General features: G+C 59.8%; 17 protein-coding genes. 3 read left to right on the top strand and 14 right to left on the bottom strand.

The genetic code is table 11. The features are described from left to right. Nucleotides 1-51 precede the first annotated feature (51 nt). Both guaA and guaB read right to left on the bottom strand, forming a co-directional pair. Nucleotides 52-1629 (bottom strand): glutamine-hydrolyzing GMP synthase, encoded by a 1578-nt coding sequence (guaA, locus tag AC3EMD_RS06425; RefSeq protein WP_008803811.1) that lies wholly within the window; start codon nucleotides 1627-1629, stop codon nucleotides 52-54. 67 nt (nucleotides 1630-1696) lie between these two features. Further along, nucleotides 1697-3163: an IMP dehydrogenase gene (guaB, locus tag AC3EMD_RS06420; RefSeq protein ID WP_004151980.1), complete on the bottom strand. Its 1467-nt coding sequence runs from the start codon at nucleotides 3161-3163 to the stop codon at nucleotides 1697-1699. 158 nt (nucleotides 3164-3321) lie between these two features. Here guaB and xseA point away from each other — a divergent pair, with 158 nt between their 5' ends. Beyond that, complete coding sequence (gene xseA, locus AC3EMD_RS06415) at nucleotides 3322-4713, top strand: exodeoxyribonuclease VII large subunit (RefSeq protein ID WP_023340611.1); 1392 nt, start codon at nucleotides 3322-3324, stop codon at nucleotides 4711-4713. Here xseA and AC3EMD_RS06410 read toward each other — a convergent pair. From AC3EMD_RS06410 to AC3EMD_RS06355, 12 genes are all read right to left on the bottom strand, one after another. Further along, nucleotides 4697-4915, bottom strand: coding sequence for a zinc ribbon domain-containing protein (locus AC3EMD_RS06410; RefSeq protein WP_004201901.1), 219 nt, complete (start codon nucleotides 4913-4915; stop codon nucleotides 4697-4699). The two genes, xseA and AC3EMD_RS06410, sit on opposite strands and share 17 nt — an antisense overlap. A 49-nt stretch (nucleotides 4916-4964) precedes the next feature. Beyond that, nucleotides 4965-6044, bottom strand: a complete 1080-nt coding sequence (locus AC3EMD_RS06405) for a Gfo/Idh/MocA family oxidoreductase (RefSeq protein WP_047666847.1) — start codon at nucleotides 6042-6044, stop codon at nucleotides 4965-4967. Nucleotides 6045-6161: 117 nt separating this feature from the next. Continuing rightward, a complete protein-coding gene (gene der, locus AC3EMD_RS06400) occupies nucleotides 6162-7640 on the bottom strand; it encodes a ribosome biogenesis GTPase Der (RefSeq protein ID WP_008803808.1) in 1479 nt (492 codons plus the stop codon). 113 nt (nucleotides 7641-7753) lie between these two features. Further along, complete coding sequence (gene bamB / locus AC3EMD_RS06395) at nucleotides 7754-8932, bottom strand: outer membrane protein assembly factor BamB (protein ID WP_008803807.1); 1179 nt, start codon at nucleotides 8930-8932, stop codon at nucleotides 7754-7756. 10 nt (nucleotides 8933-8942) lie between these two features. Further along, the gene (locus tag AC3EMD_RS06390) at nucleotides 8943-9563 is read right to left on the bottom strand and encodes a YfgM family protein (RefSeq protein WP_004201892.1); all 621 of its coding nucleotides are present in this window, start codon (nucleotides 9561-9563) and stop codon (nucleotides 8943-8945) included. Between the two features lie 34 nt (nucleotides 9564-9597). Beyond that, a complete protein-coding gene (gene hisS / locus AC3EMD_RS06385) occupies nucleotides 9598-10872 on the bottom strand; it encodes a histidine--tRNA ligase (protein WP_012540880.1) in 1275 nt (424 codons plus the stop codon). Nucleotides 10873-10963: 91 nt separating this feature from the next. Continuing rightward, nucleotides 10964-12085, bottom strand: coding sequence for a flavodoxin-dependent (E)-4-hydroxy-3-methylbut-2-enyl-diphosphate synthase (gene ispG / locus AC3EMD_RS06380; RefSeq protein ID WP_008803805.1), 1122 nt, complete (start codon nucleotides 12083-12085; stop codon nucleotides 10964-10966). A gap of 26 nt (nucleotides 12086-12111) precedes the next feature. Beyond that, complete coding sequence (gene rodZ / locus AC3EMD_RS06375) at nucleotides 12112-13104, bottom strand: cytoskeleton protein RodZ (protein WP_008803804.1); 993 nt, start codon at nucleotides 13102-13104, stop codon at nucleotides 12112-12114. Between the two features lie 276 nt (nucleotides 13105-13380). Next, the gene (gene rlmN / locus AC3EMD_RS06370; RefSeq protein WP_008803802.1) at nucleotides 13381-14547 is read right to left on the bottom strand and encodes a dual-specificity RNA methyltransferase RlmN; all 1167 of its coding nucleotides are present in this window, start codon (nucleotides 14545-14547) and stop codon (nucleotides 13381-13383) included. A 290-nt stretch (nucleotides 14548-14837) separates the two neighbouring features. After that, the gene (gene ndk / locus AC3EMD_RS06365; RefSeq protein WP_004144312.1) at nucleotides 14838-15269 is read right to left on the bottom strand and encodes a nucleoside-diphosphate kinase; all 432 of its coding nucleotides are present in this window, start codon (nucleotides 15267-15269) and stop codon (nucleotides 14838-14840) included. Nucleotides 15270-15429: 160 nt separating this feature from the next. Beyond that, entirely contained in the window at nucleotides 15430-17754 is a 2325-nt protein-coding gene (gene pbpC / locus AC3EMD_RS06360) for a peptidoglycan glycosyltransferase PbpC (protein ID WP_302073990.1), read from the bottom strand. Beyond that, the gene (locus AC3EMD_RS06355) at nucleotides 17755-22704 is read right to left on the bottom strand and encodes an alpha-2-macroglobulin family protein (RefSeq protein WP_302073989.1); all 4950 of its coding nucleotides are present in this window, start codon (nucleotides 22702-22704) and stop codon (nucleotides 17755-17757) included. Nucleotides 22705-22910: 206 nt separating this feature from the next. On the opposite strand from AC3EMD_RS06355, the gene sseA reads away from it, so the two are divergent. Together sseA and AC3EMD_RS06345 are read left to right on the top strand one after the other, a co-directional pair. Beyond that, nucleotides 22911-23768: a 3-mercaptopyruvate sulfurtransferase gene (sseA, locus tag AC3EMD_RS06350; protein WP_012967442.1), complete on the top strand. Its 858-nt coding sequence runs from the start codon at nucleotides 22911-22913 to the stop codon at nucleotides 23766-23768. 226 nt (nucleotides 23769-23994) lie between these two features. Continuing rightward, nucleotides 23995-24837, top strand: coding sequence for a hypothetical protein (locus tag AC3EMD_RS06345; protein ID WP_060619796.1), 843 nt, complete (start codon nucleotides 23995-23997; stop codon nucleotides 24835-24837). The last annotated feature ends 20 nt before the right edge of the window (nucleotides 24838-24857 follow it).

The following is a 24857-nucleotide window of genomic DNA, read 5'->3' as shown; positions in this document are numbered from 1 at the left end:
GCTTAGAGGTACTTTACTGCTTTTACGTGCAGGCTGTTGCCAGACGCGAAATCATTCCCACTCAATCGTTGCTGGCGGCTTACCGCTGATGTCATACACCACGCGGGAGATACCGTTCACTTCATTGATAATGCGGTTAGAGACGCGGCCGAGGAAATCATACGGCAGGTGCGCCCAGTGCGCGGTCATAAAGTCGATGGTTTCCACCGCACGCAGGGAAACGACCCAGTCGTATTTACGCCCATCGCCCATTACGCCGACGGAGCGCACCGGCAGGAACACGGTAAACGCCTGGCTCACTTTGTTGTACAGGTCAGCTTTGTGCAGCTCTTCGATGAAGATAGCGTCCGCACGACGCAGCAGGTCGCAGTACTCTTTCTTCACTTCGCCCAGCACGCGCACGCCGAGGCCCGGGCCCGGGAACGGGTGACGGTAGAGCATATCGTACGGCAGGCCCAGTTCCAGACCGATCTTACGCACTTCGTCTTTGAACAGCTCACGCAGCGGCTCAACCAGCCCCATCTTCATCTCTTTCGGCAGGCCGCCCACGTTGTGGTGAGATTTGATGACGTGCGCTTTACCGGTAGCGGAAGCGGCAGATTCGATAACGTCAGGGTAGATGGTACCCTGCGCCAGCCATTTGACGTCGTCCAGCTTCAGCGCTTCTTCGTCGAACACTTCCACGAAGACGCGGCCGATGATTTTACGTTTCGCTTCCGGATCGTTCTCGCCTTTCAGCGCATCGAGGAAGCGCTGCTCGCCTTCAACGTGAACAATGTTCAGGCCAAAGTGGTCGCCAAACATGTCCATCACCTGCTGCGCTTCATTCAGACGCAGGAGACCGTTATCCACGAATACGCAGGTCAGGTTTTTGCCGATGGCGCGGTGCAGCAACATCGCGGTCACCGAAGAGTCCACGCCGCCGGAGAGGCCAAGGATCACTTTGTCATCGCCAACCTGCTGGCGGATACGCTCAACGGCGTCGTCGATGATTTTCGCCGGGGTCCACAGGGCTTCACACTGGCAGATGTCGCGCACGAAGCGCTCCAGCATACGCATCCCCTGACGGGTGTGGGTCACTTCCGGGTGGAACTGCACGCCGTAGAAGCGTTTTTCTTCGTTGGCCATAATGGCAAACGGGCAGTTGTCGGTGCTGGCGACGGTGACGAAGTCAGACGGGATGGCGGTGACCTTGTCGCCGTGGCTCATCCACACGTCCAGCAGCGGTTTACCGTCTGCGGTCAGGGAGTCTTCGATACCACGCACCAGCGCGCTGTCGTTAACCACTTCAACCTGCGCGTAGCCAAACTCACGCTCGTTAGAACCTTCCACATGGCCGCCCAGCTGCATCGCCATGGTCTGCATGCCGTAGCAGACGCCAAATACCGGCACGCCGGCTTCAAACACATACTGCGGCGCGCGCGGGCTGTTCTCTTCGGTAGTACTTTCCGGGCCGCCGGAAAGAATGATGCCGCTTGGATTGAATTCGCGGATCTGTGCTTCCGTGACATCCCACGCCCACAGCTCACAGTAGACGCCCAGCTCACGCACGCGACGCGCCACCAGCTGAGTATACTGAGAGCCGAAGTCGAGGATGAGAATGCGATGTTTATGAATGTTTTCCGTCATTGACGCTAATTCCGAGGCAAGTGAAACAGAGTAAATAAATCGCCCGACGCTAGGTCGGGCGAAGAAATCAGGAGCCCAGACGGTAGTTCGGGGACTCTTTGGTGATGGTCACGTCGTGAACGTGGCTTTCCTGAATACCCGCACCGCTGATGCGTACGAATTCAGCTTTGGTACGCAGCAGGTCAATGGTACCACAGCCGGTCAGGCCCATACAGGAACGCAGACCGCCCATCTGCTGGTGAATAATCTCTTTCAGGCGACCTTTATAGGCCACGCGGCCTTCGATACCTTCCGGCACCAGTTTGTCAGCGGCGTTATCGCTCTGGAAGTAGCGGTCAGAGGAGCCTTTAGACATCGCGCCAAGAGAGCCCATGCCGCGGTAAGATTTGTAAGAACGGCCCTGGTAGAGTTCGATTTCACCCGGGGATTCTTCGGTACCCGCCAGCATAGAGCCGACCATCACCGCAGCCGCGCCGGCAGCGATGGCTTTGGCGATATCGCCGGAGAAACGGATACCGCCGTCAGCGATAACCGGAATACCGGTCCCTTCCAGTGCTTCCACCGCGTCGGAAACGGCGGTGATCTGCGGCACGCCTACGCCGGTGACGATACGGGTCGTACAGATGGAGCCCGGGCCGATACCCACTTTCACTGCGCTGCAACCGGCTTCCGCCAGCGCGCGCGCGCCTGCACCGGTGGCCACGTTGCCGCCGATGATTTGCAGGTCTGGGTATTTCGCGCGGGTTTCACGAATGCGCTGCAGGACGCCTTCAGAATGACCGTGCGAGGAGTCGATCAGCAGAACGTCAACGCCCGCGGCTACCAGCGCGTCTACGCGCTCTTCGTTGCCGGCACCAGCGCCGACCGCCGCGCCTACGCGCAGACGTCCCTGCTCATCTTTACAGGCATTCGGTTTACGTTCTGCTTTCTGGAAATCTTTAACGGTGATCATGCCGCGCAGGTGGAAGCTCTCATCCACGACCAGCGCCTTCTCAACGCGTTTTTCATGCATCTTAGCGAAGACCACCTCGCGGCTTTCGCCTTCACGTACGGTAACCAGGCGCTCTTTCGGGGTCATATAGACGCTGACCGGCTGGTTCAAATCGGTGACGAAACGCACGTCGCGGCCAGTGATGATACCGACCAGCTCGTTCTCTTCGGTAACCACCGGGTAGCCGGCGAAGCCGTTACGCTCGGTCAGCTCTTTCACTTCACGCAGGGTGGTGGTTGGCAGAACGGTCTGCGGGTCGGTGACCACGCCGGACTCATGTTTCTTCACGCGACGAACTTCTTCCGCCTGGCGCTCGATGGACATGTTTTTGTGAATAAAGCCGATGCCGCCTTCCTGTGCCAGGGCAATAGCCAGACGCGCTTCCGTTACGGTATCCATGGCTGCGGAGAGCATAGGAATATTCAGACGAATGGTTTTCGTCAGCTGAGTGCTGAGATCGGCAGTATTCGGCAGAACGGTAGAATGAGCGGGAACGAGGAGGACGTCGTCAAACGTCAGGGCTTCTTTAGCGATACGTAGCATGGGCAATATCTCGACCAGGGTGGATAAATATTGCCGTGGCATTATACAGAGCGTAACCGATTGCATCTACCCTTTTTTGCAAATAATACTTGCCATCCCCTCTGAGCGCGTTACTATCGACTGAATAACCTGCTGATTTAAAGTTTGATCTTGCTCACATGTTACCCTCTCAATCCCCCGCAATTTTTACCGTAAGCCGCCTCAATCAGACGGTGCGTCTGCTGCTTGAGCGCGAAATGGGCCAGGTTTGGATCAGCGGCGAGATCTCTAACTTCAGCCAGCCCTCCTCTGGCCACTGGTACTTCACCTTAAAAGACGATAACGCCCAGGTGCGCTGCGCGATGTTCCGCAACAGCAACCGCCGGGTGACGTTTCGCCCACAGCACGGGCAGCAGGTGCTGGTTCGCGCCAACATCACCCTGTATGAGCCGCGCGGCGACTACCAGATTATCGTCGAAAGCATGCAGCCCGCCGGCGAAGGGTTATTACAGCAGAAGTATGAGCAGCTCAAAGCGCAGTTAACGGCGGAAGGACTGTTCGAGCAAAAACATAAGCAGGCGCTCCCCTCACCCGCCCACTGCGTCGGCGTCATCACCTCGAAAACCGGTGCGGCGCTGCACGATATTCTCCATGTTCTCAGGCGCCGCGATCCCGGGCTGCCGGTGATCATCTACCCAACCGCGGTCCAGGGTGACGACGCCCCCGGGCAGATTGTGCGCGCCATCGCGCTGGCCAACGCGCGCCAGGAGTGTGACGTACTGATTGTCGGACGCGGCGGCGGTTCGCTGGAGGATCTGTGGAGTTTTAACGATGAACGGGTGGCACGGGCTATTTTCGCCAGCCAGATCCCTATCGTTAGCGCCGTCGGCCATGAAACCGACGTCACGATCGCCGATTTTGTTGCCGACCTGCGAGCACCGACTCCCTCAGCCGCCGCGGAGATCGTCAGCCGCAATCAGCAGGAGCTGCTGCGCCAGCTGCAGTCCGGACAGCAGCGTCTGGAGATGGCGATGGACTATTTCCTCGCCAGTCGCCAGCGCCGTTTTACCCAGCTGTTCCATCGCCTGCAGCAACAGCATCCGCAGCTGCGCCTGGCCCGCCAGCAGACCGCCCTGGAACGCCTGCGCCAGCGGATGCGTATCGCCGTGGAATCGCAGCTTAAGCGCGCCGAACAGCGGCAAAAGCGCACCGTTCAACGTCTGGATCACTACAACCCGCAGCCACGGATCCACCGGGCGCAATCGCGGATCCAGCAGCTGGAATACCGGCTGGCGGAAAATATGCGTGGCCGCCTCAGCGAGCGGCGTGAACGGTTTGGCAACGCGGTGACCCATCTGGAGGCGGTGAGTCCCTTAGCCACTCTGGCGCGCGGCTACAGCGTCACCTCGGTGAGCGACGGTACGGTGCTGAAACAGACAAAACAGGTCAAAACCGGCGATCTGCTCACCACCCGCCTGAAAGACGGCTGGGTCGAAAGCGAAGTGAAGCAGATCGCGCCGGTAAAAAAAACGCGAGCCAGAAAGCCTTCGCCCACTAAACCAGCGGAATAAATTCCACCCGTTTTTTCGAGATCAGGCCATGCCCATGCTGGCAAAAGTAATCCACCGCGCCGCACGCCTTGAGCACCTCCAGCGGCTGGTGGCATTCCGGGCAGCGGGCCTCGAGGGCAAATACCCTTTCGCACTGGGCGCAATGCGCGCTGCTGCCTTTGACATCTAACGGCGCGTGGCACAGAGGGCAATCAAGTTCCATAACCATTCCTTTCAACGTTTATCTGCACCTATTTTATCATGTTCCGGGTTTAATGAGGGCCGCGTAATTGCTGCTGTAGCCGGAGCAGCCATTCCACTTCCTCAAGCCGACGTCGCGTCAACCCGGCCACGCTGTCGGGCGCCCGGATAAACAGATTATCCGCGCCGAGGATCTGCTCATCGAGGCAGTGCGAATAGATCGTCCCGGGGCGGGTCCAGCGCTGGATCCGCTCGCCGTCGTGCAGCGTCACCATTTCGCCCTCAGGGGAGCGGTCGAGGATGAGGATTCGCCCGTCCCGCAGCCCTATCCGCATTCCCTTTTGCCCGCCTGCGGGGCCCGCGTATTTGTTTAGCCAGATATTGAGCGGGATAGTGCCCAGGGTTCCCTGCAGATGCGCCTCCCCCTCTGCGGTGACCGTATCCCCAGGGGCGATGCCATGGCCGAGGCGGTCTTTCGCCACCCGAAGGGAAAGGCTCAGCGCCGTATCGCTTCCGCTGGCGTGCAGGGTTTCGCGGAGCATCGCCAGGACATGGGTGCCGATATCAAGGATCACCCCATCAGGGTGACGCAGCTGCCGGGTATCCAGCTCCCCGGTGGCAAAATTGAGCGCGACCGGCTCTCCGGCAGCGTTAAAGCCGCTTGGCTCCTGTAAATAGCCTTCGAGCCAGACGATATCCTGCGCTGACAGGTGCGGCGGCGGCTGGCGGCTGGCCTCCCCTTCCGCCCGCCACCGTGGGCCAGGAGCGTTCAGCGCAACGCCTCGCGCCATCCAGTGGTCAAGAGCCAGCACCCGCGCGGCCTGCTCAGGCGGCGCCAGCAGCGCCCGCAGCCGGGCGGCCTGCTCAAGGTTGGCCACGATCGGCTTTTCCACCACGATGCGGGAAATGCCGCTGGCTAACGCTCTCTCCAGCACGGGCAGATGCTGAAGTGATGAGGTGGTAATGAAGAGCGTATCCAGAGGTTCGGCCAGCAGTGCCGACAGCGAACTACAGCGCTGGATCCCCGGCAGCGCTCTGCTGCAGTCCAGGTCATAGCCCTGGCAGCGGTCGATGATGTTTCCCAGGCGACGCAGCGCCGGTAAATAGGCGGTTTCCACCACCGCGCCGAGGCCGATAAAACCAATCTGCATAGTAAGTCCACCTTTGAGCCGCTCTGTTCCCCGCGAAGTATCGCGGGATTATGGCGGAAGGTTTTGACATTTACCGGCATGGCGGCCACAAAAAACCCGCCGAAGCGGGTTTGATGATTATTTGCTTTTCTTGATGTGCTTGATCAGGCGCTTACGTTTACGCATCTGGTTCGGCGTCAGGGTGTTGCGCTTGTTGGCGAACGGGTTTTCCCCTTCCTTGAACTGGATCCGGATTGGCGTACCCATCACGTCCAGGGATTTACGGAAGTAGTTCATCAGGTAGCGCTTGTAGGAATCCGGCAGATCCTTCACCTGGTTACCGTGGATCACCACGATAGGCGGGTTGTAGCCCCCGGCGTGGGCATATTTCAGCTTCACGCGACGGCCACGCACCAGCGGTGGCTGATGATCTTCCGCCGCCATGTTCATGATCCGGGTCAGCATCGCGGTGCTTACGCGGCGGGTGGCGCTGTCATAGGCTTCGCGTACCGATTCAAACAGGTTGCCGACGCCGCTACCGTGCAGGGCGGAGATGAAGTGCACCCGGGCAAAGTCGATAAAGCCCAGACGATAGTCGAGGGTCTCCTTCACCTGCTCCTTCACTTCCTGACTCAGGCCATCCCACTTGTTAACAACGATCACCAGCGAACGACCGCTGTTGAGAATAAAGCCCAGCAGCGAGAGGTCCTGATCGGAGATCCCTTCGCGAGCATCGATCACCAGCAGCACGACGTTGGCGTCTTCAATCGCCTGCAGCGTTTTGATCACCGAGAACTTTTCCACGACGTCGGTGATTTTCCCGCGCTTACGTACCCCGGCGGTATCGATGAGCACATATTCACGCTCGTCACGCTGCATCGGGATGTAAATACTGTCGCGGGTGGTGCCCGGCATATCGTAAACCACCACGCGATCTTCACCGAGGATGCGGTTGGTGAGGGTTGATTTACCGACGTTAGGGCGTCCAACAATCGCCAGCTTGATCGGCAGATCCTGCGGATTGAAGTCGTCCTCCGGCTCTTCTTCCGCTTCACCATTCTGCTCGGCTTCGAATTTTGCCCAGTATTCGGCGTCTTCATCCACCTCTTCCTGCGGGCTGATCTCATCCACCCATGGCAGCAGGGCCTGCTCCAGCAGGCTGGTCACGCCGCGGCCGTGCGAAGCAGCGATAGGATAGATATCACCCAGGCCTAAGGACCAGAAGTCCGCCATCGCCTGGTCGACATCGATGCCGTCGGTTTTATTGGCCACCAGGAAGGTGGGCTTTTCACGAGAGCGCAGATGTTTAGCGATGGCGATGTCCGCCGGCATCAGGCCTGCGCGCGCATCGACCATAAACAGCACCACATCGGCCTCTTCGATAGCCAACAGCGACTGCTCCGCCATCCGGGTTTCCACGCCCTCTTCCGTACCATCAATACCACCGGTATCGATACAGATGAATTCGCGGCCTTCGACTTCGGCCCGACCGTACTTACGGTCACGAGTCAGCCCCGGGAAATCCGCAACCAGCGCATCACGAGTGCGCGTCAGGCGGTTAAAGAGCGTGGATTTTCCAACGTTAGGGCGCCCGACAAGCGCGACCACAGGTATCATGTTAAATGCCTCATACAATCACTAAGCAACATCGTCTTAACGACGTTTTTAAAAAAGTCAAAACGGCCCCTGTCTGCCAGGGGCCGTTTCTTAATCATTCACGACAGCGGTAATTAACGCGTAATCGCGTACAGCGTACCGTCTTTCGCCTGGATCAGCAGTCGACCATCTGCAACCACCGGATCGGTCAGGAAGCCGGAACTATCGACTTTCTGCTGTGCCACAAAATGGCCATCTTCCGGATTCACCCAGTGCATGTAGCCTTCGCTATCACCGACGACCAGATTGCCATTATACAACACCGGCGCGGTCAGCAAACGGTGCAGCAGATCGCTTTGCGTCCACAGGGTCACACCACCATCGGTGGTCAGTGCCAGCAGGCGATCGTTCTGGTCAACCAGGTAGATACGGTTACCATCGACGATGAAATCATTCACCGAACCCAGCTCGCGTTTCCACATAATCTGGCCGCTACGCAGGTCCAGCGCGGTCAGGTTACCGTTATAAGCCAGCGCATAAACCACACCGTTAACGATGATCGGCGTCGTGTCGACGTCGTTCAGGCGGTCAATTTCCGTCGGGCCGGTGGCCGTAGAAATACGCTGCTGCCAAATCATCTGCCCCTGCTGCATCAATACTGCACTGACGCGGCCGTTGTCGCCTCCGACGATCGCCGCGCCATAAGCGGTCGCAGGCGCAGACTCGCCGCGCAGGGAGAGTGCCGGCATATCGAGGTTAACGGTCCACTTCACGGCACCATCGGTCTCATTCAACGCCTGCAGCTGGCCGTTACTGGTATGCACCAGCACCATGCCATCGCTCACCACCGGACGCGACAGCGCCTCGCCAGCAACGCGGGTTTGCCAGGCAACGGTACCATCGCTGGTATTCAGCGCATACAGCTGCGCTTTCTCACTGCCAATATAAACATGGCCGCCAGAGACGGTCACACCGCCGGAAAGCAGCGCTGGCACGCGCGAGAACCAGCCATCTTTCTCCGCCAGGTTCACAGACCACACCTCTTTGCCGTCGTCCGCGTTCAGCGCTTTGACGGTGCCTTTACGGTCAGCAGCATACACTACGCCGTCGGCGAAGGCCGGATGAAGGTTAGAGTAAAATTCGCCGATACCATCGCCAACCGAGGTGCTCCAGGACGTGGACGGCGTAAACTGGTTTTCTACCGTCGGCAGCGGTGACATTTTCACCACATCTTCTTCGCTATTAAACAGCGAACACCCGCTCAGCAAGGTAACGGAAAGCAGCCCTGGCAAAAGTAATTTACGCAATTGCATCGAGTCCCTCTCAGATGGACAAATTATTCATTTTCATACGCATCATTTCGCTGAGCGCAGGAGAAGCATCGCTTTTCACGCCAGCTTCCCACGCCGCACGGGCCCCTTGCTTATCGCCTTTGCTCAACAGAATTTCGCCGCGCAAATCGGCCACAATGGCGGTCCAGCCCTCACCTTTGATGCTGTCGAGGGTTTTCAGCGCCGCATCAGCCTGTTTCATCTGCAGCTGAACGCGGGCAAGACGCATGCTGATAACCGATTTCAGGTTATCATCAGACGCGGCCGCCAGCCCCTGCTGCAGCTGCTTTTCAGCGTTAGGCAGATCGTTCTGTTCAACAAAATGCTGTGCCAGCTCGAGAGAGGCGAAGGCGCCGTAGGTATTTTTATTGTCAGCCGCGAATTTCTCCGCCCCTGACAGTACTTCTGGCGTATTCGATTTCAGCGCGGAAGTCGCCTGTTCGTAAGCCAGAGACGCGTCTCTGGCCGTATCCTGCTGATGGGAGGTCCAGTAGCGCCAGCCAACCAGCGCGCCAATCCCTAAAATCACCCCGACCGCCAGCGCTTTGCCGTTTTCGGCAAAGAAGCGCTTCAGCGCATCGACCTGATCGTTCTCGTTGTTAAAAGTTTCCACGCAGTCCTTCTCCTGACTAATAATTCCCGGGAGATTAACCCAGAAGTGTGCGCAAATGCGCGGCAACGCTCTCCTGCGTTACGGTAGTTTGCTCACCTGAGCGTAAATCCTTCACTACCACGTTTCCGTCAGCGATCTCTGACTCACCGACCACCAGGGCGATACGGGCGCCCCACTTATCGGCGCGGGCAAACTGCTTCTTAAAGTTGCCGCCGCCGTGGTTGGTCATCAGCTTGACGCCGGGCAGCGCATCGCGAACCTGCTCAGCCAGACGCATTGCAGCAGACTGAGTATCGGTCCCGGAGGCTACCAGGTATATATCGACAACAGGATCGGCTTTAAATTCCGGATTCACTGCCTGGACCAGTAAAACAAGACGTTCCAGCCCCATAGCAAAGCCCACGCCCGGGGTGGCACGACCGCCCAACTGCTCAACCAGGCCGTCGTAACGACCGCCGGCGCAGACGGTGCCCTGGGAACCGAGGCTGGTGGTTACCCACTCGAACACGGTACGGTTATAGTAGTCGAGGCCGCGTACCAGACGCTGGTTGACGGTGTAGCGGATCCCGGCATCGTCAAGCAGCGCGCACAGGCCGGCAAAGTGGGCTTTCGACTCTTCGTCGAGGTAGTCGCCGAGCGCCGGCGCGTCGTTCAGCAGCGCCTGCACGTCCGGGTTCTTGGAGTCCAGCACCCGCAGCGGGTTGGTGTACATCCGGCGTTTGCTGTCTTCATCCAGTTTATCGGTAAACTGCTCCAGGTAAGCGACCAGCGCGTCGCGGTAGTTGGCACGCGCTTCCAGCGAACCGATGGAGTTCAGCTCAAGGCTGACGTGATCGGAGATGCCCAGCTCACGCCACCAGCGCGCGGTCAGCATAATCAGCTCGGCATCGATGTCCGGGCCCTGCAGGCCAAACACTTCGGCGCCAATCTGATGGAACTGGCGGTAGCGACCTTTCTGCGGACGCTCGTGGCGGAACATTGGCCCGACGTACCACAGACGCTGTTCTTGATTGTACAGCAGACCATGTTCGATGCCGGCACGTACGCAGCCCGCCGTCCCTTCCGGACGCAGCGTCAGGCTATCGCCGTTGCGGTCCTCAAAGGTGTACATCTCTTTTTCAACCACGTCGGTCACTTCGCCGATCGCGCGTTTGAATAACGGGGTCTGCTCTACAATCGGCAAACGGATTTCGCTGTAACCGTAGCTACCGAGCACCTGCTTCAGTGAGCCTTCAATGCGCTGCCAGAGAGCGGTTTCGCCCGGCAGATAATCGTTCATGCCACGGATGGCTTGAATGTTCTTTGCCACGTTTATTCTCTTTATATATACAAAAATGAACCCCGGCGCCTTGCGCCCGCAGGTTCAATCATACACGGGAAGCGTATCGCTTCCCAACACGTTATTTTGCTTCAAGCTGTTGAACGTCAATACGACGGGCTTCATCGAGCATCGAGGCTTTGGCACGAATACGCGCTTCCAGCTGGTCGATCATGTCGTCGTTGTCCAGTCGATCTTTACGCACGCCGTCTTCATAAAGGCCGCTTTTCTTGTTGCCGCCGGTCACGCCGAGGGTGGAGACCAGCGCTTCGCCCGGACCATTCACCACGCAGCCGATGATCGAAACATCCATCGGGGTGATGATATCTTCCAGACGCTGCTCCAGGGCGTTGACCGTACCGATAACGTCAAACTCCTGACGCGAGCAGGTTGGGCAGGCAATGAAGTTAATGCCGCGAGCACGAATGCGCAGGGACTTGAGGATATCGAAGCCGACCTTGATCTCTTCCACCGGATCCGCCGCCAGCGAGACGCGCAGCGTATCGCCGATCCCCTCGGATAACAGCAGGCCCAGGCCGATCGCGGACTTCACCGCGCCGCTGCGTGCCCCACCCGCTTCGGTGATCCCGAGATGCAGCGGCTGATCGATCTGTTTCGCCAGCAGGCGATAAGACTCTACCGCCAGGAAGACGTCGGAGGCTTTAACGCTGACTTTAAACTGATCGAAGTTGAGGCGATCGAGATGATCGACGTGGCGCATAGCCGATTCGAGCAGCGCCTGCGGCGTCGGCTCGCCATATTTTTCCTGCAGATCTTTTTCCAGCGAGCCGGCGTTGACACCGATGCGGATAGGAATGTTTTTATCGCGTGCGCAGTCCACAACCGTGCGAATGCGCTCTTCGTTGCCGATGTTGCCCGGGTTGATACGCAGGCAGTCAACACCGTATTCGGCGACTTTCAACGCGATACGGTAGTCAAAATGGATATCGGCGACCAGCGGGACGTTGACCTGCTGTTTGATCAGTTTGAACGCTTCGGCGGCATCCATCGTCGGAACAGAGACGCGGACGATGTCCGCGCCGACGCGCTCTAACGCTTTGATTTGGCTTACCGTCGCGGCCACATCGGTGGTACGCGTATTGGTCATTGACTGGACGGCGATGGGGGCCCCATCGCCAATTGGCACATTACCAACGTAAATACGTTTAGATTTTCTACGTTGAATCGGAGCCTGGTTATGCATGAAAAATCTCCCGCGTTACCCGTCTGTTACTGCGCCGGTGATTGTTCGGCATTGAGGGTCAGACGCGCAACCTGGTTAGTTCTGATAAAACGACTCAAATCGACTGGCTTGCCGAGGAACTGGATCTGTACCGCTGCCGGGGCGCCAATTTTCAGTTTATACGGCGCCTGACCGCTCAGGTTCAGGTTGCCGCCTTTACGCTGCAGGCCGCTGAACAGTTTTTTACCGGTGGCATCGCTCACTTCCAGCCAGCAGTCGGCGGAAAAGTTCATCACCAGATCCTGTGCCGACGCCGCTGGGGTCGTGACGTTCGCCTGATCGGTCGGTAACGGCGAGGCCGGCGTTGCCGGGGTCGTCGGGGCCGTTCCGGCGGTATCGACATTAGCCTGAGAAGGTGCCACGACCGCGTTATTGTCCGCTGGCGTCTGAGCCGGGGCGCTGGTGGTCGGTGTGCTGGCGGTATCGGTTGGCGCGCTGTTCGCGGCGCTATCGGTGCCTGAGTCTACCGGCGCGCTGGTATCCAGCGGCACGTTCTGGCTGTTGGCGTCACCGCCGTTCAGCTCAGCGGAAGACTGATCGGCCATGGTCGAGATCTCTTCCTGCTGCGCCTTATGGTCTTGCCACCACCAGGCACCGCTCAGGCCGATAACCACAAACAGCACCAGCCAGGTAAAGCTCATCAGCCAGCCATCGCGCTTTTTGCGACGCTTGCCTAAAGAGAAGCTCTGCATTGGCGCGACCTTTGCCGCACGGATAGGCGCTTGCTTGGCCATCATCGGCAGCAGTTCTTCTTCAGGGATATGTACGAGGCGAGCGTAGGAGCGGATGTAACCGCGCAGGAAGGTGGAGGCGAGGTCGGCAGGTGCCTTATCGTCTTCAATATCACGAACCGTGGACACCTTCAGGCATAAGCGTTCGGCCACCGCTTGCTGGCTAAGTCCGAGTTGTTCGCGGGCGTGACGCAAACGCGCGCCCGTGGTGTTTGCTTCTTGATGATCTTGAGTGGCTTCAGTATTCATTCGCTACAACTACTGGTACGTGAAATTTAAAGTTCAGCGCGGGAAAACGCCGGCGCCGCGAGACATCTGTGGTACGTCAGCCTCACAGTATAGGACTGTCAGGCGCGCGATCACAGAGACGAATCAAAATTGAATGCTAAGCGGTTGTTGTGCCGCTACATACTGCCTCAAAGTCGACAAAAACGCACCGTAATTATTAACTGAATCAGCGTATTTCGCCTGGTTATTGGTCATAAATATGACCCGCGCCGCCTGTGCTGCACGGGTCATCATTTGTCAGACCGCTTTTACGTCAATCGCTTCACCCTGCATCCGCTTACGCAGCGTGCGCTTGGTACGGTCAATAACATCGCCCGCCAGCTGGCCGCAGGCGGCATCAATATCGTCACCGCGGGTTTTACGCACGATGGTCGTAAAGCCGTACTCCATCAGGACCTTGGAGAAACGGTCGATGCGGCTGTTGGAGCTACGGCCGTAAGGCGCACCCGGGAAGGGGTTCCATGGGATCAGGTTGATCTTGCACGGGGTGTCTTTCAGCAGCGCCGCCAACTCGTGGGCATGCTCGGTACCGTCGTTGACGTGATCCAGCATGACGTACTCGATGGTCACCCGGCCCTGGTTGGCGTTGGACTTCGAAATATAACCACGCACCGAGTTGAGGAAGGTCTCGATGTTGTATTTTTTGTTGATCGGGACGATTTCGTCACGAATGGTGTCGTTCGGCGCGTGCAGGGAAATCGCCAGCGCGACGTCGATCATATCGCCGAGCTTATCCAGCGCCGGCACCACGCCAGACGTCGACAGGGTGACGCGACGTTTGGAGAGACCAAAACCGAAGTCATCCAGCATGATTTCCATCGCCGGGACGACGTTGTTGAGGTTCAACAGCGGCTCGCCCATGCCCATCATCACCACGTTGGTGATCGGACGCACGCCGGTGGTCTTCACCGCGCCGACGATTTTCGCCGCGCGCCAGACCTGGCCGATAATTTCGGACACCCGCAGGTTGCGGTTAAAGCCCTGCTGAGCGGTGGAGCAGAATTTACATTCCAGCGCGCAGCCTACCTGTGAAGAGACGCACAGGGTGGCGCGGTCTTCTTCCGGGATATAGACGGTCTCGACGCGCTGATCGCCAACGGCGATCGCCCATTTGATGGTGCCGTCGGTTGAGCGTTGCTCTTCCACCACTTCCGGGGCACGGATCTCAGCGACTTCTTTCAGTTTGCCGCGCAGGACTTTGTTGATGTCGGTCATTTCATCAAAGTCGTCGCAGCAGTAGTGATACATCCATTTCATCACCTGATCGGCGCGGAAAGGCTTCTCGCCCATGTTTTTAAAAAACTCGCGCATCTGCTGACGGTTTAAATCCAGCAGGTTGATTTTGGCATCTTTGTTCGGCACCGTCAGAGCGGCGGTATCAGGCGTGACAATTTGTTCAGACATAATGTTTTCCGGCCTCGTTATTACACGTTATGGCCCCAGGTGGGTTGAAAAAGAAACGCCCCGGAGAGCGACTGCTCGTCCAGGGGCGCTATATTCTACAAATTCTGGCGCATGGAAGCCATGCCTGCACGCAGTCAATGATAAAAAAATCATAACCGCATGCTTAATCCTCTAAGGCTTTTCGATTGTCGCAAGGCGGCAAGCAAGTGAATCCCCGGGAGCATAGATAACTATGTGACCGGGGTGAACGCGCGCAGCCAACGCCGCGACGGTCGAAAAGACGACGAGGATTAGCGAGTGCGCGGGCAAACCTCGCCTTCAGCAAAGAAGAACGCGATTTCGCGAGCAGCGGATTCTACAGAATCGGAACCATGGGTGCCGTTCTCAGTGAAGCTATCAGCGTAGTCAGCGCGCAGGGTACCGGCCAGAGCGTTCGCCGGGTTGGTGGCGCCCAGCAGGTCACGGTGACGCTGAACCGCATTTTCGCCTTCCAGGACGGAAACCACGATCGGGCCGGAGGTCATGAACTCAACCAGACCGTCGAAGAACGGGCGACCTTCGTGCTCAGCATAGAAACCGCGAGCCTGCTCAACGGTCAGATGCAGCATTTTGGTGCCGACGATTTTGAACCCTGCAGCTTCAAAGCGAGAAAAGATGCTGCCAATAACGTTTTTTGCCACCGCGTTTGGTTTGATGATGGAAAAAGTACGTTCAATAGCCATGATTACCTCTAATTAAATGTTCTGTTGTTGCGCATACGATCGTATGGCCTGGCGCGCATTATAATGAGCAACGTCGGCGATGCCTACGGATGAAGGTAACATTTTGTTAAAATAAGATGAGTATTGGAAACACAAACCGCCAACAACAAATTTACCCTGGTTATTGCAGGGTGAAACTGGCGGCCGCCGTTTGCCCAGCCTCATCCATGACCACCAGCTGCCACTCGCCAAGCTTATCCAGCGTTAGCGTGGTTGTCGCACCGGCGGCGTCTAACGGCTGGCCGTTGATAAACCACCAGCGCCGCCCTTCTCCACCGCTGGTTTGCACGGGTAACATCACCCGCGCCTCGCCCGGCAGACGTTTTATTAACGCCCCTTCGCGAATACCTGACAACACCAGCGGCGCGGCATTCTGAGTTTGCAACGGTGGGCACACTTTCGATACCGGCCCCAGACGCGCGCGACGGCGCTCCCTGGCCGGCAGCCACGGTTCCAGCGGCAGCGGCCAGACATCAATAACGACTTCAGTCGCACCCGGACAATCCGCGGCCACCCTTTCCCCTGCTGCGTTGCGCCACACCGGGAAGCGGATCCCGCGCACGCCCTCCTGCCCGGGCAGCAGCAGCGTCGGTGGCTGGCTGGCATCCAGCAGCCAGCTGGCTAAGCGCCGGCGGCAGTTGCTGTCACCGGCCGGTAGATCCTGCCCGCCTGGCCAGCAAATAGCCCCGCGGCTCACCGTTTGCGGGCGCGGGTCGACCGGCAGCCCGCCGCGGCTCATCGCCTGGCGCGCCAGCAACAGATTATTGACCTGGTTTAACAGCGGCACGGCGCTGGCGAAGCCAAACTGGCCCACCACCGGCGTACCGTCTGGCCGTCCGGTCCAGATACCTATCAGATATCGCGCATTGAGGCCGACCGCCCACGCATCGCGATAGCCATAGCTGGTACCGGTTTTCCACGCCAGCGGCACCACTTGCGGCAGTGAGGCATCGGGAACCGGTTGCGCTTCGCCGGCCAAAATGCGCCGGACAATCCACGCCGCGCCGGGTGACATCAGCGATCTTTCCACCAGCGGGTCGTCGGGCTTCAGGCGCAGCCACGCCGCCTTGCCGTGACGGGCAAAGGCGCTGTACGCCGCGACGATATCTTCCAGCCGTGCCCCGGCCCCACCGAGGATCAGCGACAGGTTCGGCTCTGCGCCAGCGGGCAGCGTCAGGGGCAGCCCGGCGTTGCGTAAATTCGCCGCGAAACGTTTGGGCCCGTAGGCTTCAAGCACCTGCACCGCCGGCAGATTCAGGGAGCGCACCAGCGCCTCGCTGGCGCTCACCGGGCCATGAAATCCGCTGTCAAAATTGCCGGGACGATAATCGCTAAAGCGTCGTGGAACATCCTGTAATAACGACGCCGGATGGATCAGCCCGTCATCCATCGCCATCGCGTAGACAAAGGGTTTCAGCACCGATCCCGGCGAACGCACCGCCGAGACCATATCAATATGGCCGAAGCGGCTGTCGTCGGTGATATCCGCCGATCCCACCCAGCCGCGGACTTTCATATCCGTGTGATCGACGACAACAATCGCCAGTGAGCTGCGCGGCGGCAGGCGCGATTTCCAGTTCAGCGCCAGATCCTCAAGCTGCCGCTGGAGCCCGGCATCGAGCGTTGTCGTCACCTTTTCGTCGCGACTGGTCGCCAGCGCCCGGCGTGAAAAAAGCGGCGCCAGCTGCGGCATCTGCCGCGGGAATAGCCATACAGGTTCTTCCATCGCTTCCTGTACCGGCCGTTGCGGCCAGACGCCCTGGCTGACCATGCGCGTGAGGACTTTATCGCGCGCCGCCTGGGCCCGCTGCGGCCAGCGGTCCGGGCGCAAACGACTGGGCGCCTGGGGCAGCACCGCCAGCAGCGCCGCCTCGCCGTAGCTGAGCTGAGCGGGCGGTTTGCCAAGATAAGCCCAGCTGGCCGCGCCGATCCCCTGCAGAGTGCCGCCAAACGGCGCGCGGTTCAGATACAGGGTAAGAATGTCGTTTTTTGACAGATGCCACTCCAGCTGCAGCGCCCGCCATAGCTGGCGTAGCTTGCCGCCGAAGGTGCGCGGATGAGGGTCGAGCAGACGCGCGACCTGCATGGTAAGCGTGCTGCCGCCGGAAATGACCCGCCCGGAGGTTAAATCCTGCCAGGCGGCGCGCAGCACCGCGAAGGGATTGACCCCTGGATGTTTCCAGAACCAGCGGTCTTCATACTGAATGAGCGCCTGCAGATAGCGCGGCGACACGTCGGCGAGAGTCACCGGATAACGCCAGACGCCCTGCGCATCGGCAAAGCGCCAGAGCGGCGTGCCGTCTTCCGCCACCACCACGCGGGCAGGCGTGACGTCCTGCAGCGGCAGCGGCCACAAGCGATCGGCGGCCAGCACCGCCAGCCACAGCAGAAAAATAAACGCCGCCAGCCAGCGCCAGCGGCGTTTTACCCGAGGCAATACGCGCATTTACGGCGTCACGGTAAGCGGGCCGCTGGCCGCCCCGGTCGCCCGCCACTGCGGCACATACATCGATTCCACCTGGGGCTGCGGGACCTGATAAGTGCCCGGCGTCACCGCCCGCGCCAGATAGACCAGCGTCACCGGCTGGCCTTCATTGACAGCGACAGCGGCGACGAAACGGTCGTCACGGAACTCGATATGCTGAATATCCGCCTGCTGCATCTGGTTAAGGAGATTTTGCACCGCGTCGCCATTCTCCTGCAGGCTGGCGCTGCTGTTGGCCAGATTCTGGTTTTCCAGCTCCAGACCGGCCGGCAGCAGATCGACCACCAGCGCGTCAGGCACATTGCGTTTGGCGGTCACCTCCAGCTTCACCAGCACCAGTTCGCCGCTGCGCAACGAGGTCAGCGATTTCTGCTGGCCGTGGGTATCGAAAATAGCGCGTTCAATCCCCAACACGTTGCCGCCCGGCTGTGGCGCGCTTTGCGGATAGCCGCTGCTGTCGAGACGCAGCCACAGCGGCTGACTGCCGGTATTACTCACCTGCAGCGTCGCCAGCCGATCGCCGTCGAGGTTACGGGTTTGCGCTTTGTCGCCGGCCAGCGGCTCAGCCTGCAGCGAGGTTTGCGCCTGCCAGTTGCCCGGCAGGTCGGCAAGCGTACGTCCGGCAAGGAACAGGGCGTTGGTTTCCTGGGTCGACAGCCAGCGCTGGCCGTAGGTCTCTTCCGACAGCGTGCTCAACAGCGTGTTTTGCACCTCCGGCAGCAGCTTGTTCTCTTCCAGCAGCGCCAGCTTCAGGGCGTCATCGCGAAGCGGGCTACCGTAATCGCCCAGCCAACGATTCTCATCCTGGCGCGGGGTGGCAACCGCCAGCTTCATGGCCTCATCGCTGCGCGGCGCATCGCCCATGGTTTTCAGCGCAATGCCGAGCTGCAGCAGCGGCAAGCCGGATCGCGCCTGGTCGTGACGGCTCCAGATTTCACGCAAGGCGCCGAGCGGGGCTTTTTGCTGACGCGCCAGCACCAGCGCGGCGTATGCCTGGGCGGCAAAGCGGCTGGCCTGGGCGTCATCGCTGTAGCGCACGGTCATCAGCCCCGGCTCCTGCAGATAGCGCAGCAGGCGTTCGTTACCTTTATTAATGGCGTTGACCGGTACGCTATAGCCCTGCTCGCCCGCGCGGACGAGGAAGTCCATGGCGTAGGCGGTCAGCCAGTACTCTTCCGGCCCCTCTTTATCCCACAACGCAAAGCCGCCATTTTCCAGTTGCATCTGCAGCAGGCGTGAGATACCAACATCGATTGCCGCGCGGCGTTTTTCATCGCTATCGCCGCTGATGCCCAGCGCTTTTAGCTGCGCCGCGCTGGTGTACAGCGACGGGAACAGGCCGCTGGCGGTCTGCTCAAGGCAGCCGTAAGGATAGGCTTTCAGCTCGCGGATATAGCGCGCGAGGTTCAACGGCGGTTTCCCGCTGAGCAGCAGTTGGCCCTGCAGCGTTTGCGGGGCGAACCCCTGGCTCTGCGCCGCCGGCGCCTGCCAGCTTTCGCCGGGCTGTAGCACCGCGCCGCTGTTGACAGTCTGGGCCGGGAATGCCGGACGGACGCCGATTCTCCACTGTTTCTGCAGCGGGGCGAAGGTTTCTCCCGGCAGACTCAGGCCGCTGATAGTAGCATTGACCTGACCATCGCCGAATCCCGCCAGCGCGCTCACCGGTATAAACAGCGTGCTGCGCGCCCCCGGCGCCAGTTGCACCGGTGGCAGTTGGCCATCGGTCAAGGTCACCAGCCCGCTGGCGGTAAGATGTACCTGCAGGGTTTGCGGTTTATCGGTTAGATTGCTGAGATCCAGCGCCAGCCGTGTGGTATCGCCGCTGGCGAGGAAGCGCGGGGTGTTCAGTTCGGCGATGACCGGGGCGGCCACCACCACTTTATCTTCGCTGCTGCCGAAGTCATCCGCCGTCCACGCCTGGGCCATCACCCGCAGCTCGCCGTTAAAATCGCCAATGGGTAACGTCACCGTGCCTTCGCCCTGATCGTTCAATACCACCGGCTGCGCCTGCTGGGCGACGATCGTCACGTGGTTGACCGGCGGTTTGCCGCCGCGTTTTAACTCGTCGCCATCGCCGCCGAAGCGCAGGCTGGCCACACGTCCCTGCCCTTCGATCACCTGGCCGTAGATGTCATAGATATCTGCGCCGTAACGCTTCTGGCCAAAGAAGGCGTTCCACGGATCCGGGGTAGCGTAATCGGTGATATTCAGTACCCCGCTATCCACCGCCGAGAGCAGGACGTTGACCTGTTTCGGCGCCTCGCCCTCTTTGACGCTGGCTTTCACTTTCACCGTCAGCGGCTGGTTGGGGCGCATTTTGTCCGGAGCCTCCAGCGCCAGCGTCAGGCGGCGGTTTTCATCGCCCAGCGGCAGATGCAGCAGGCCGACCGCGCGTTTCGGCGTCGCCGAGCGGGATTTATCGCCGGGGCGAACCACCAGCGTGCTGAGGTAGAGATCGTGGCGGTTCCAGGCTTTATCCACCGGAATAGACAAATCCATCCCCTCCGCCGGGACGTCAATTTCCTGCCACCACAGCGGCCCTTCGCTGGATTCCACCATCGCGTAGCCTTTACCCGCCGCCGGGGCGGCGATGTGCAGCTTGATGGTGTCGCCCGGTTTATAACTCGGTTTATCCAGCTTCATGGTGACCCGATCAGGACGCGCCGCGCCGGTACCTTCGCTGTTATCCTGCCAGCTATAGCCGGCCCAGAAGCGCACGCTGCTGACCACGTCGTCCGGCCCTTTCACCTCCAGGCGATAGGAGCCCCACTCTACCGGGAAGCTCACTTTGCCGGTTTGTCCGGCCTGCAGATCCAGCGACTCCTCGCCCTCCTGCAGATCTTTTTGATCGAACTGCGACTGCCAGCCTTCGCTGTCGGACCAGTTCCAGTAGTAGTCGCGGCGCTCGCGGATCAGCCGTACCTGCAGGCCCGAGACCGCTTTTTTCTCGCCTTTGGCGTCGGCATAGACGATATCAAACGCAGCGTTACTGTTCTCATCGACCACCGGCTGCTTCACGGTGGTATCGGTGCGGTAATCGTAAACGTCCTTCAGCGTAAATTGCGGGCGGATCCCCGGCAGCGCCCCGGCGGGCCAGATCGGCTGCTGTACGGTACGGGTCACCGGACGCCCCCCGGATTCCAGCAGGCTCGCCTGCAACACCACCTGCAGCGGCGAATGGCTATCCTGCCACTGGCTTGAGGTGGTCACTTCGCCATGGCCTTTTTCGTCCAGCGTCAGCTGGACTTCATCCAGACTACGGGAGAGGTTTTCTTCCGCAATATCGCCGAACTGGAAGCCCGGCAGCGCGGCGACGGCGTCGCGCAGCGGGCGCAGGAACAGCTTGCCCTGCAGCTGGTTGCCGCTGGCCGGCGCGCCGTAGAGATAAGCGCCGCTGACGCCAAAGGTGACGTCGGCATCCGGCGCGACTGGCTCGGCCTGCGGCGTCAGGTTCAGGGCCATGCGTTCCGGCATAAAGTCTTCGACGTGGAAGTCCCACTCGCGCGGCTGGTTATCGCCGGTGCTGGCGCGAATGTGCCACATGCCGGTAGCCGCGCCGCTGTCAAGCGGATAAGTGAACTGGTACAGACCATTCACCGGTTTGCTCATCACCGAACGGATCACCTGGCCGTCCGGCTGAACAACCTCCAGCTTCACCGGCTGCTCCGCCAGCGGCTTGCCGTCGCTATCGCGCAACAGCGCATTGAGGATCACCGTTTCGCCCGGCCGATAGAGATCGCGCGGGCCAAACATAAAGAACTGTTTGCTAAAGCCGGGCGCCCCTGCGATAGAGAATTCCGCCAGATCCAGCGCCGGCAACTTGAGATCGAGCAGCGTCGTCTGCCCCTCTTTACGCGCCAGCAGCAGCGCGGCTTCTTTATCGGTTTGCAGAGTAACGTGGCCCTGGCTGTCGCTTTTCGCCTCCGCCAGGGTCTGCCCTTTGGCGTTGAGCAGCTGGACGTCGATACCAGACTGGGCGGCGCCGTTTTCCAGGCTCTGGGTAAAGACGTCCAGCCGATTGTGGTAGCGATGCGCCGAGACGCCGATATCGCTGAGGGTAAACAGCGTCGCCGCGTTGCTGTAGCTATAATGGCCCGCCGGGTTCATCACCGCCACGTAGACGCCCGGCTGCTGGAGCGGCTTGATATCGTTCAGCGGCAGCAGCAGCTTTTCGCGGGTATTGCGTGCCGGGTTGAGATCGAAGCGGCCGGTATAGACCAGATCCGCCATCTTCAGCAGCTCGTCAGACTCCCAGTTGCTTAACGAGTTACGGTATTCCCACTGGCTGACAAACGCGGAGGGTGATTCCGGCTTAATACGGAAGAAGTTAACGTCGACATTATCAACGTTCAGCGCCATCACCGGCAGCCCGGCGACCACGTTGCCCGGCAGCAGCGAGCCGCGGCTGGCGAAACCAACGCTCGGTGCGATATCGCGGGTGGTCAGGGTCTTCTCGAACGGTTTGTCGAGCGTGGCCTTGTTCAGGGCGGTCAGCGTCGGGTCGACCGAGACAATCAGCTCGCGCTTTGGCTCAAGGTGACGCAGACGCAGCTCTTTCAGATTCGGCGCCAGTTCCCAGGCACCGTCCACCTTACCGCTTTTCTTGTCGACCAGATGTACGCTGCGGGAGAAATTCTGGTCCGGCTGCAGCGGCACGGAAAACGTCAGCACCAGGGTCGCGGCGCCATCCAGTTGGACTTCCGAGGCGTCGAGCAGCGTCAGCGCTTTGCCCTGACTTTTTTCCGCCAGCGCCGCCAGCTGGGCGCGGTCCGGTTTTGCCGTCGCGCCTGGGTTGCTATCCGCAGCTGGCGCCGGGGCCGTGGCCTGCGGCGTACCGCTGTCATCACACCCGGTTAATGAAAATGCGGTAAGGAGCGCCAGTGACAGCGCCGCTAAACGAAATGGTTTCATCCTTCTAACCCCTCGGCCGGTGGGCCTGATGCAAATTATCACTTTTTATTATGCGTTAAGGCGGCACTTCTCAACAGTGATGACGCGGGTTTCTGCCGATTAATCAGAAAAGTGCCGTGACGTCGTCCCCACTCTGACGTCCTTAACTTGTCAGCGTGAGATAAAACGCCGACAATTCAGTCATGAATTGTAAAACGGAGGCACCCATGTCCACCTCGTTTTTTGTCGCCGCCGACTGGCTGGCAGAACATATTGATGACCCGGAGATCCAGATTATCGACGCCCGTATGGCGCCCGCCGGGCAGGAGGCCCTGCGCGATATGGCCGCGGAATACCGCGCCGGCCACGTGCCGAACGCGCTGTTTTTCGATATCGAGGCGCTGTCCGATCACACCAGCCCGCTGCCGCATATGATGCCGCGCGCCGAGGCGTTTGCTGTCGCCATGCGCGAGCTGGGCGTCTGCAGCGATAAGCACCTGGTGGTTTATGACGAAGGCAATCTGTTTTCCGCGCCTCGCGCCTGGTGGATGCTGCGCACCTTTGGCGTGGAGAAGGTGTCCATACTGGCCGGTGGGCTGGAGGGCTGGCGACGTGACGAACTGCCGCTGGAGCAAGGCGTGCCCGAGGTGGCCGAAGGGGAATTCGACGTGCGTTTCGATCCCCAACAAATTAAGCGCCTGACCGACGTCCTGCTGGTCAGCCATGAAGGGTCGGCGCAGATTGTCGATGCGCGTCCGGCGGCCCGGTTTAACGGCCAGGCCGACGAACCGCGCCCGGGCCTGCGTCGCGGGCATATCCCTGGCGCGCTTAACGTGCCGTGGACGGAGCTGGTGATTAACGGCGAACTGAAAACCGTCGACGAGCTGAACGACATCTTTTTACGTCAGGGTGTCGATTTTGAACGGCCAATCATCGCCAGCTGCGGATCGGGGGTGACGGCGGCGGTGGTCGTGCTGGCGCTCACCACGCTTGGCGTGAACGGCGTCTGCCTGTACGACGGCTCCTGGAGCGAATGGGGCGCGCGGAGCGATCTGCCGATTGAACCGGCCTCTGCCGCTCCGTAAACACGGCGTGACCGCGGGCCTCCCGTCCCGCGGTCACTAAATAATTTCTGATTTTCCCTCTCCCCTCCTTCTGCTTCTCGCTAAACCGGTTACTCTGTGCTGCCGCAGGGTTTGTACCTGCCGTATTCGCTTTGCCTGATGAGGAGGCAGAGCACCGGTACGGAATTCCTCAGGACTGATAGCGCATCCAGTCCGTCCCAATCTGATGTCACCACAAGGAGTGAAAATGGCATTAGTCTCCAACCCACATTCTGCTGATTCACCGCGCCGTCCCTGGCTGGGAGGCATAGCTGGCCTGCTGGCGGGCGGCGTCATTCTTTATTTTTGGCCGCAATGGAACCGGATATGGTTAAGCCTGGTGCCTGCGCCGGTTTCTGTTTATACCCGCTTTCTCGGGGTCACTCTGGAAGAGGTCCCGCTGATCACCTATGGCCATCAGGCGCTGCTGGGTTTTCTGATGGTGCTGCTCGCGCCCGGTTACGGTAAGTCGACCCTTGCCGCGTGGATGATGCATAACCCTGCGTCAAGCCGGCGCTGGCCCGGCGAGGTTCTCCGCGCCTGGGGCATAAAATTTGGCCTGCTGATTATCGTCTTTTGCAATCTGTTCTTTTTATCCCGGGTCGGATCCGGGACCCTGGCGTTATATATTTTTATTCTCCAGCACGTCAGCGTTGCCGCGGCGGTGGCGTCAGGGGTGCTGCTCCTGCGTGACGCCCGACGTCTGGCCCGCACGTTCGACGCTCAGCTGGCGGACCTGCGCCTCCTCGTGATACTCACGCTGGGGTTTCAGACGATTTTGCCGGCGCAGATCGCGCTGATGAGCGCCCGGGGCGTGAATACGCCGCTGGGCTGGTACATTGTTATCGCGCAAATGGCAGGGGTGTTACTGGCGTTTATGCTGGTCGGCGGGCTGGTGGCAGCGCTACGTTCTTTGCTGGGCGAGGAGAGATGTCGGGCATGGCGTGGGGATATGGCGCTCTTCAACGGCATTGTCACCCTGTGTGTGACGGGATTTCTTATCTATAACATGGCGTCAGCCTATCCGCGGATCTTTGCTGCGCTGCATTAACCCTGGCAAAGCCGATTTTC

Source organism: Klebsiella sp. PK18, assembly GCF_057784655.1.
The sequence above is the reverse complement of the archived record's forward strand: the minus strand, read 5'-3'. Positions and strand labels throughout refer to the sequence as shown.

What these genes read in the sequence shown, in the direction of transcription:
- guaA (WP_008803811.1), bottom strand. Translation starts at nt 1,629, where the DNA reads ATGACGGAAAACATTCATAAACATCGCATTCTCATCCTCGACTTCGGC.
- guaB (WP_004151980.1), bottom strand. Translation starts at nt 3,163, where the DNA reads ATGCTACGTATCGCTAAAGAAGCCCTGACGTTTGACGACGTCCTCCTC.
- xseA (WP_023340611.1), top strand. Translation starts at nt 3,322, where the DNA reads ATGTTACCCTCTCAATCCCCCGCAATTTTTACCGTAAGCCGCCTCAAT.
- AC3EMD_RS06410 (WP_004201901.1), bottom strand. Translation starts at nt 4,915, where the DNA reads ATGGAACTTGATTGCCCTCTGTGCCACGCGCCGTTAGATGTCAAAGGC.
- AC3EMD_RS06405 (WP_047666847.1), bottom strand. Translation starts at nt 6,044, where the DNA reads ATGCAGATTGGTTTTATCGGCCTCGGCGCGGTGGTGGAAACCGCCTAT.
- der (WP_008803808.1), bottom strand. Translation starts at nt 7,640, where the DNA reads ATGATACCTGTGGTCGCGCTTGTCGGGCGCCCTAACGTTGGAAAATCC.
- bamB (WP_008803807.1), bottom strand. Translation starts at nt 8,932, where the DNA reads ATGCAATTGCGTAAATTACTTTTGCCAGGGCTGCTTTCCGTTACCTTG.
- ispG (WP_008803805.1), bottom strand. Translation starts at nt 12,085, where the DNA reads ATGCATAACCAGGCTCCGATTCAACGTAGAAAATCTAAACGTATTTAC.
- rodZ (WP_008803804.1), bottom strand. Translation starts at nt 13,104, where the DNA reads ATGAATACTGAAGCCACTCAAGATCATCAAGAAGCAAACACCACGGGC.
- rlmN (WP_008803802.1), bottom strand. Translation starts at nt 14,547, where the DNA reads ATGTCTGAACAAATTGTCACGCCTGATACCGCCGCTCTGACGGTGCCG.
- ndk (WP_004144312.1), bottom strand. Translation starts at nt 15,269, where the DNA reads ATGGCTATTGAACGTACTTTTTCCATCATCAAACCAAACGCGGTGGCA.
- pbpC (WP_302073990.1), bottom strand. Translation starts at nt 17,754, where the DNA reads ATGCGCGTATTGCCTCGGGTAAAACGCCGCTGGCGCTGGCTGGCGGCG.
- AC3EMD_RS06355 (WP_302073989.1), bottom strand. Translation starts at nt 22,704, where the DNA reads ATGAAACCATTTCGTTTAGCGGCGCTGTCACTGGCGCTCCTTACCGCA.
- sseA (WP_012967442.1), top strand. Translation starts at nt 22,911, where the DNA reads ATGTCCACCTCGTTTTTTGTCGCCGCCGACTGGCTGGCAGAACATATT.
- AC3EMD_RS06345 (WP_060619796.1), top strand. Translation starts at nt 23,995, where the DNA reads ATGGCATTAGTCTCCAACCCACATTCTGCTGATTCACCGCGCCGTCCC.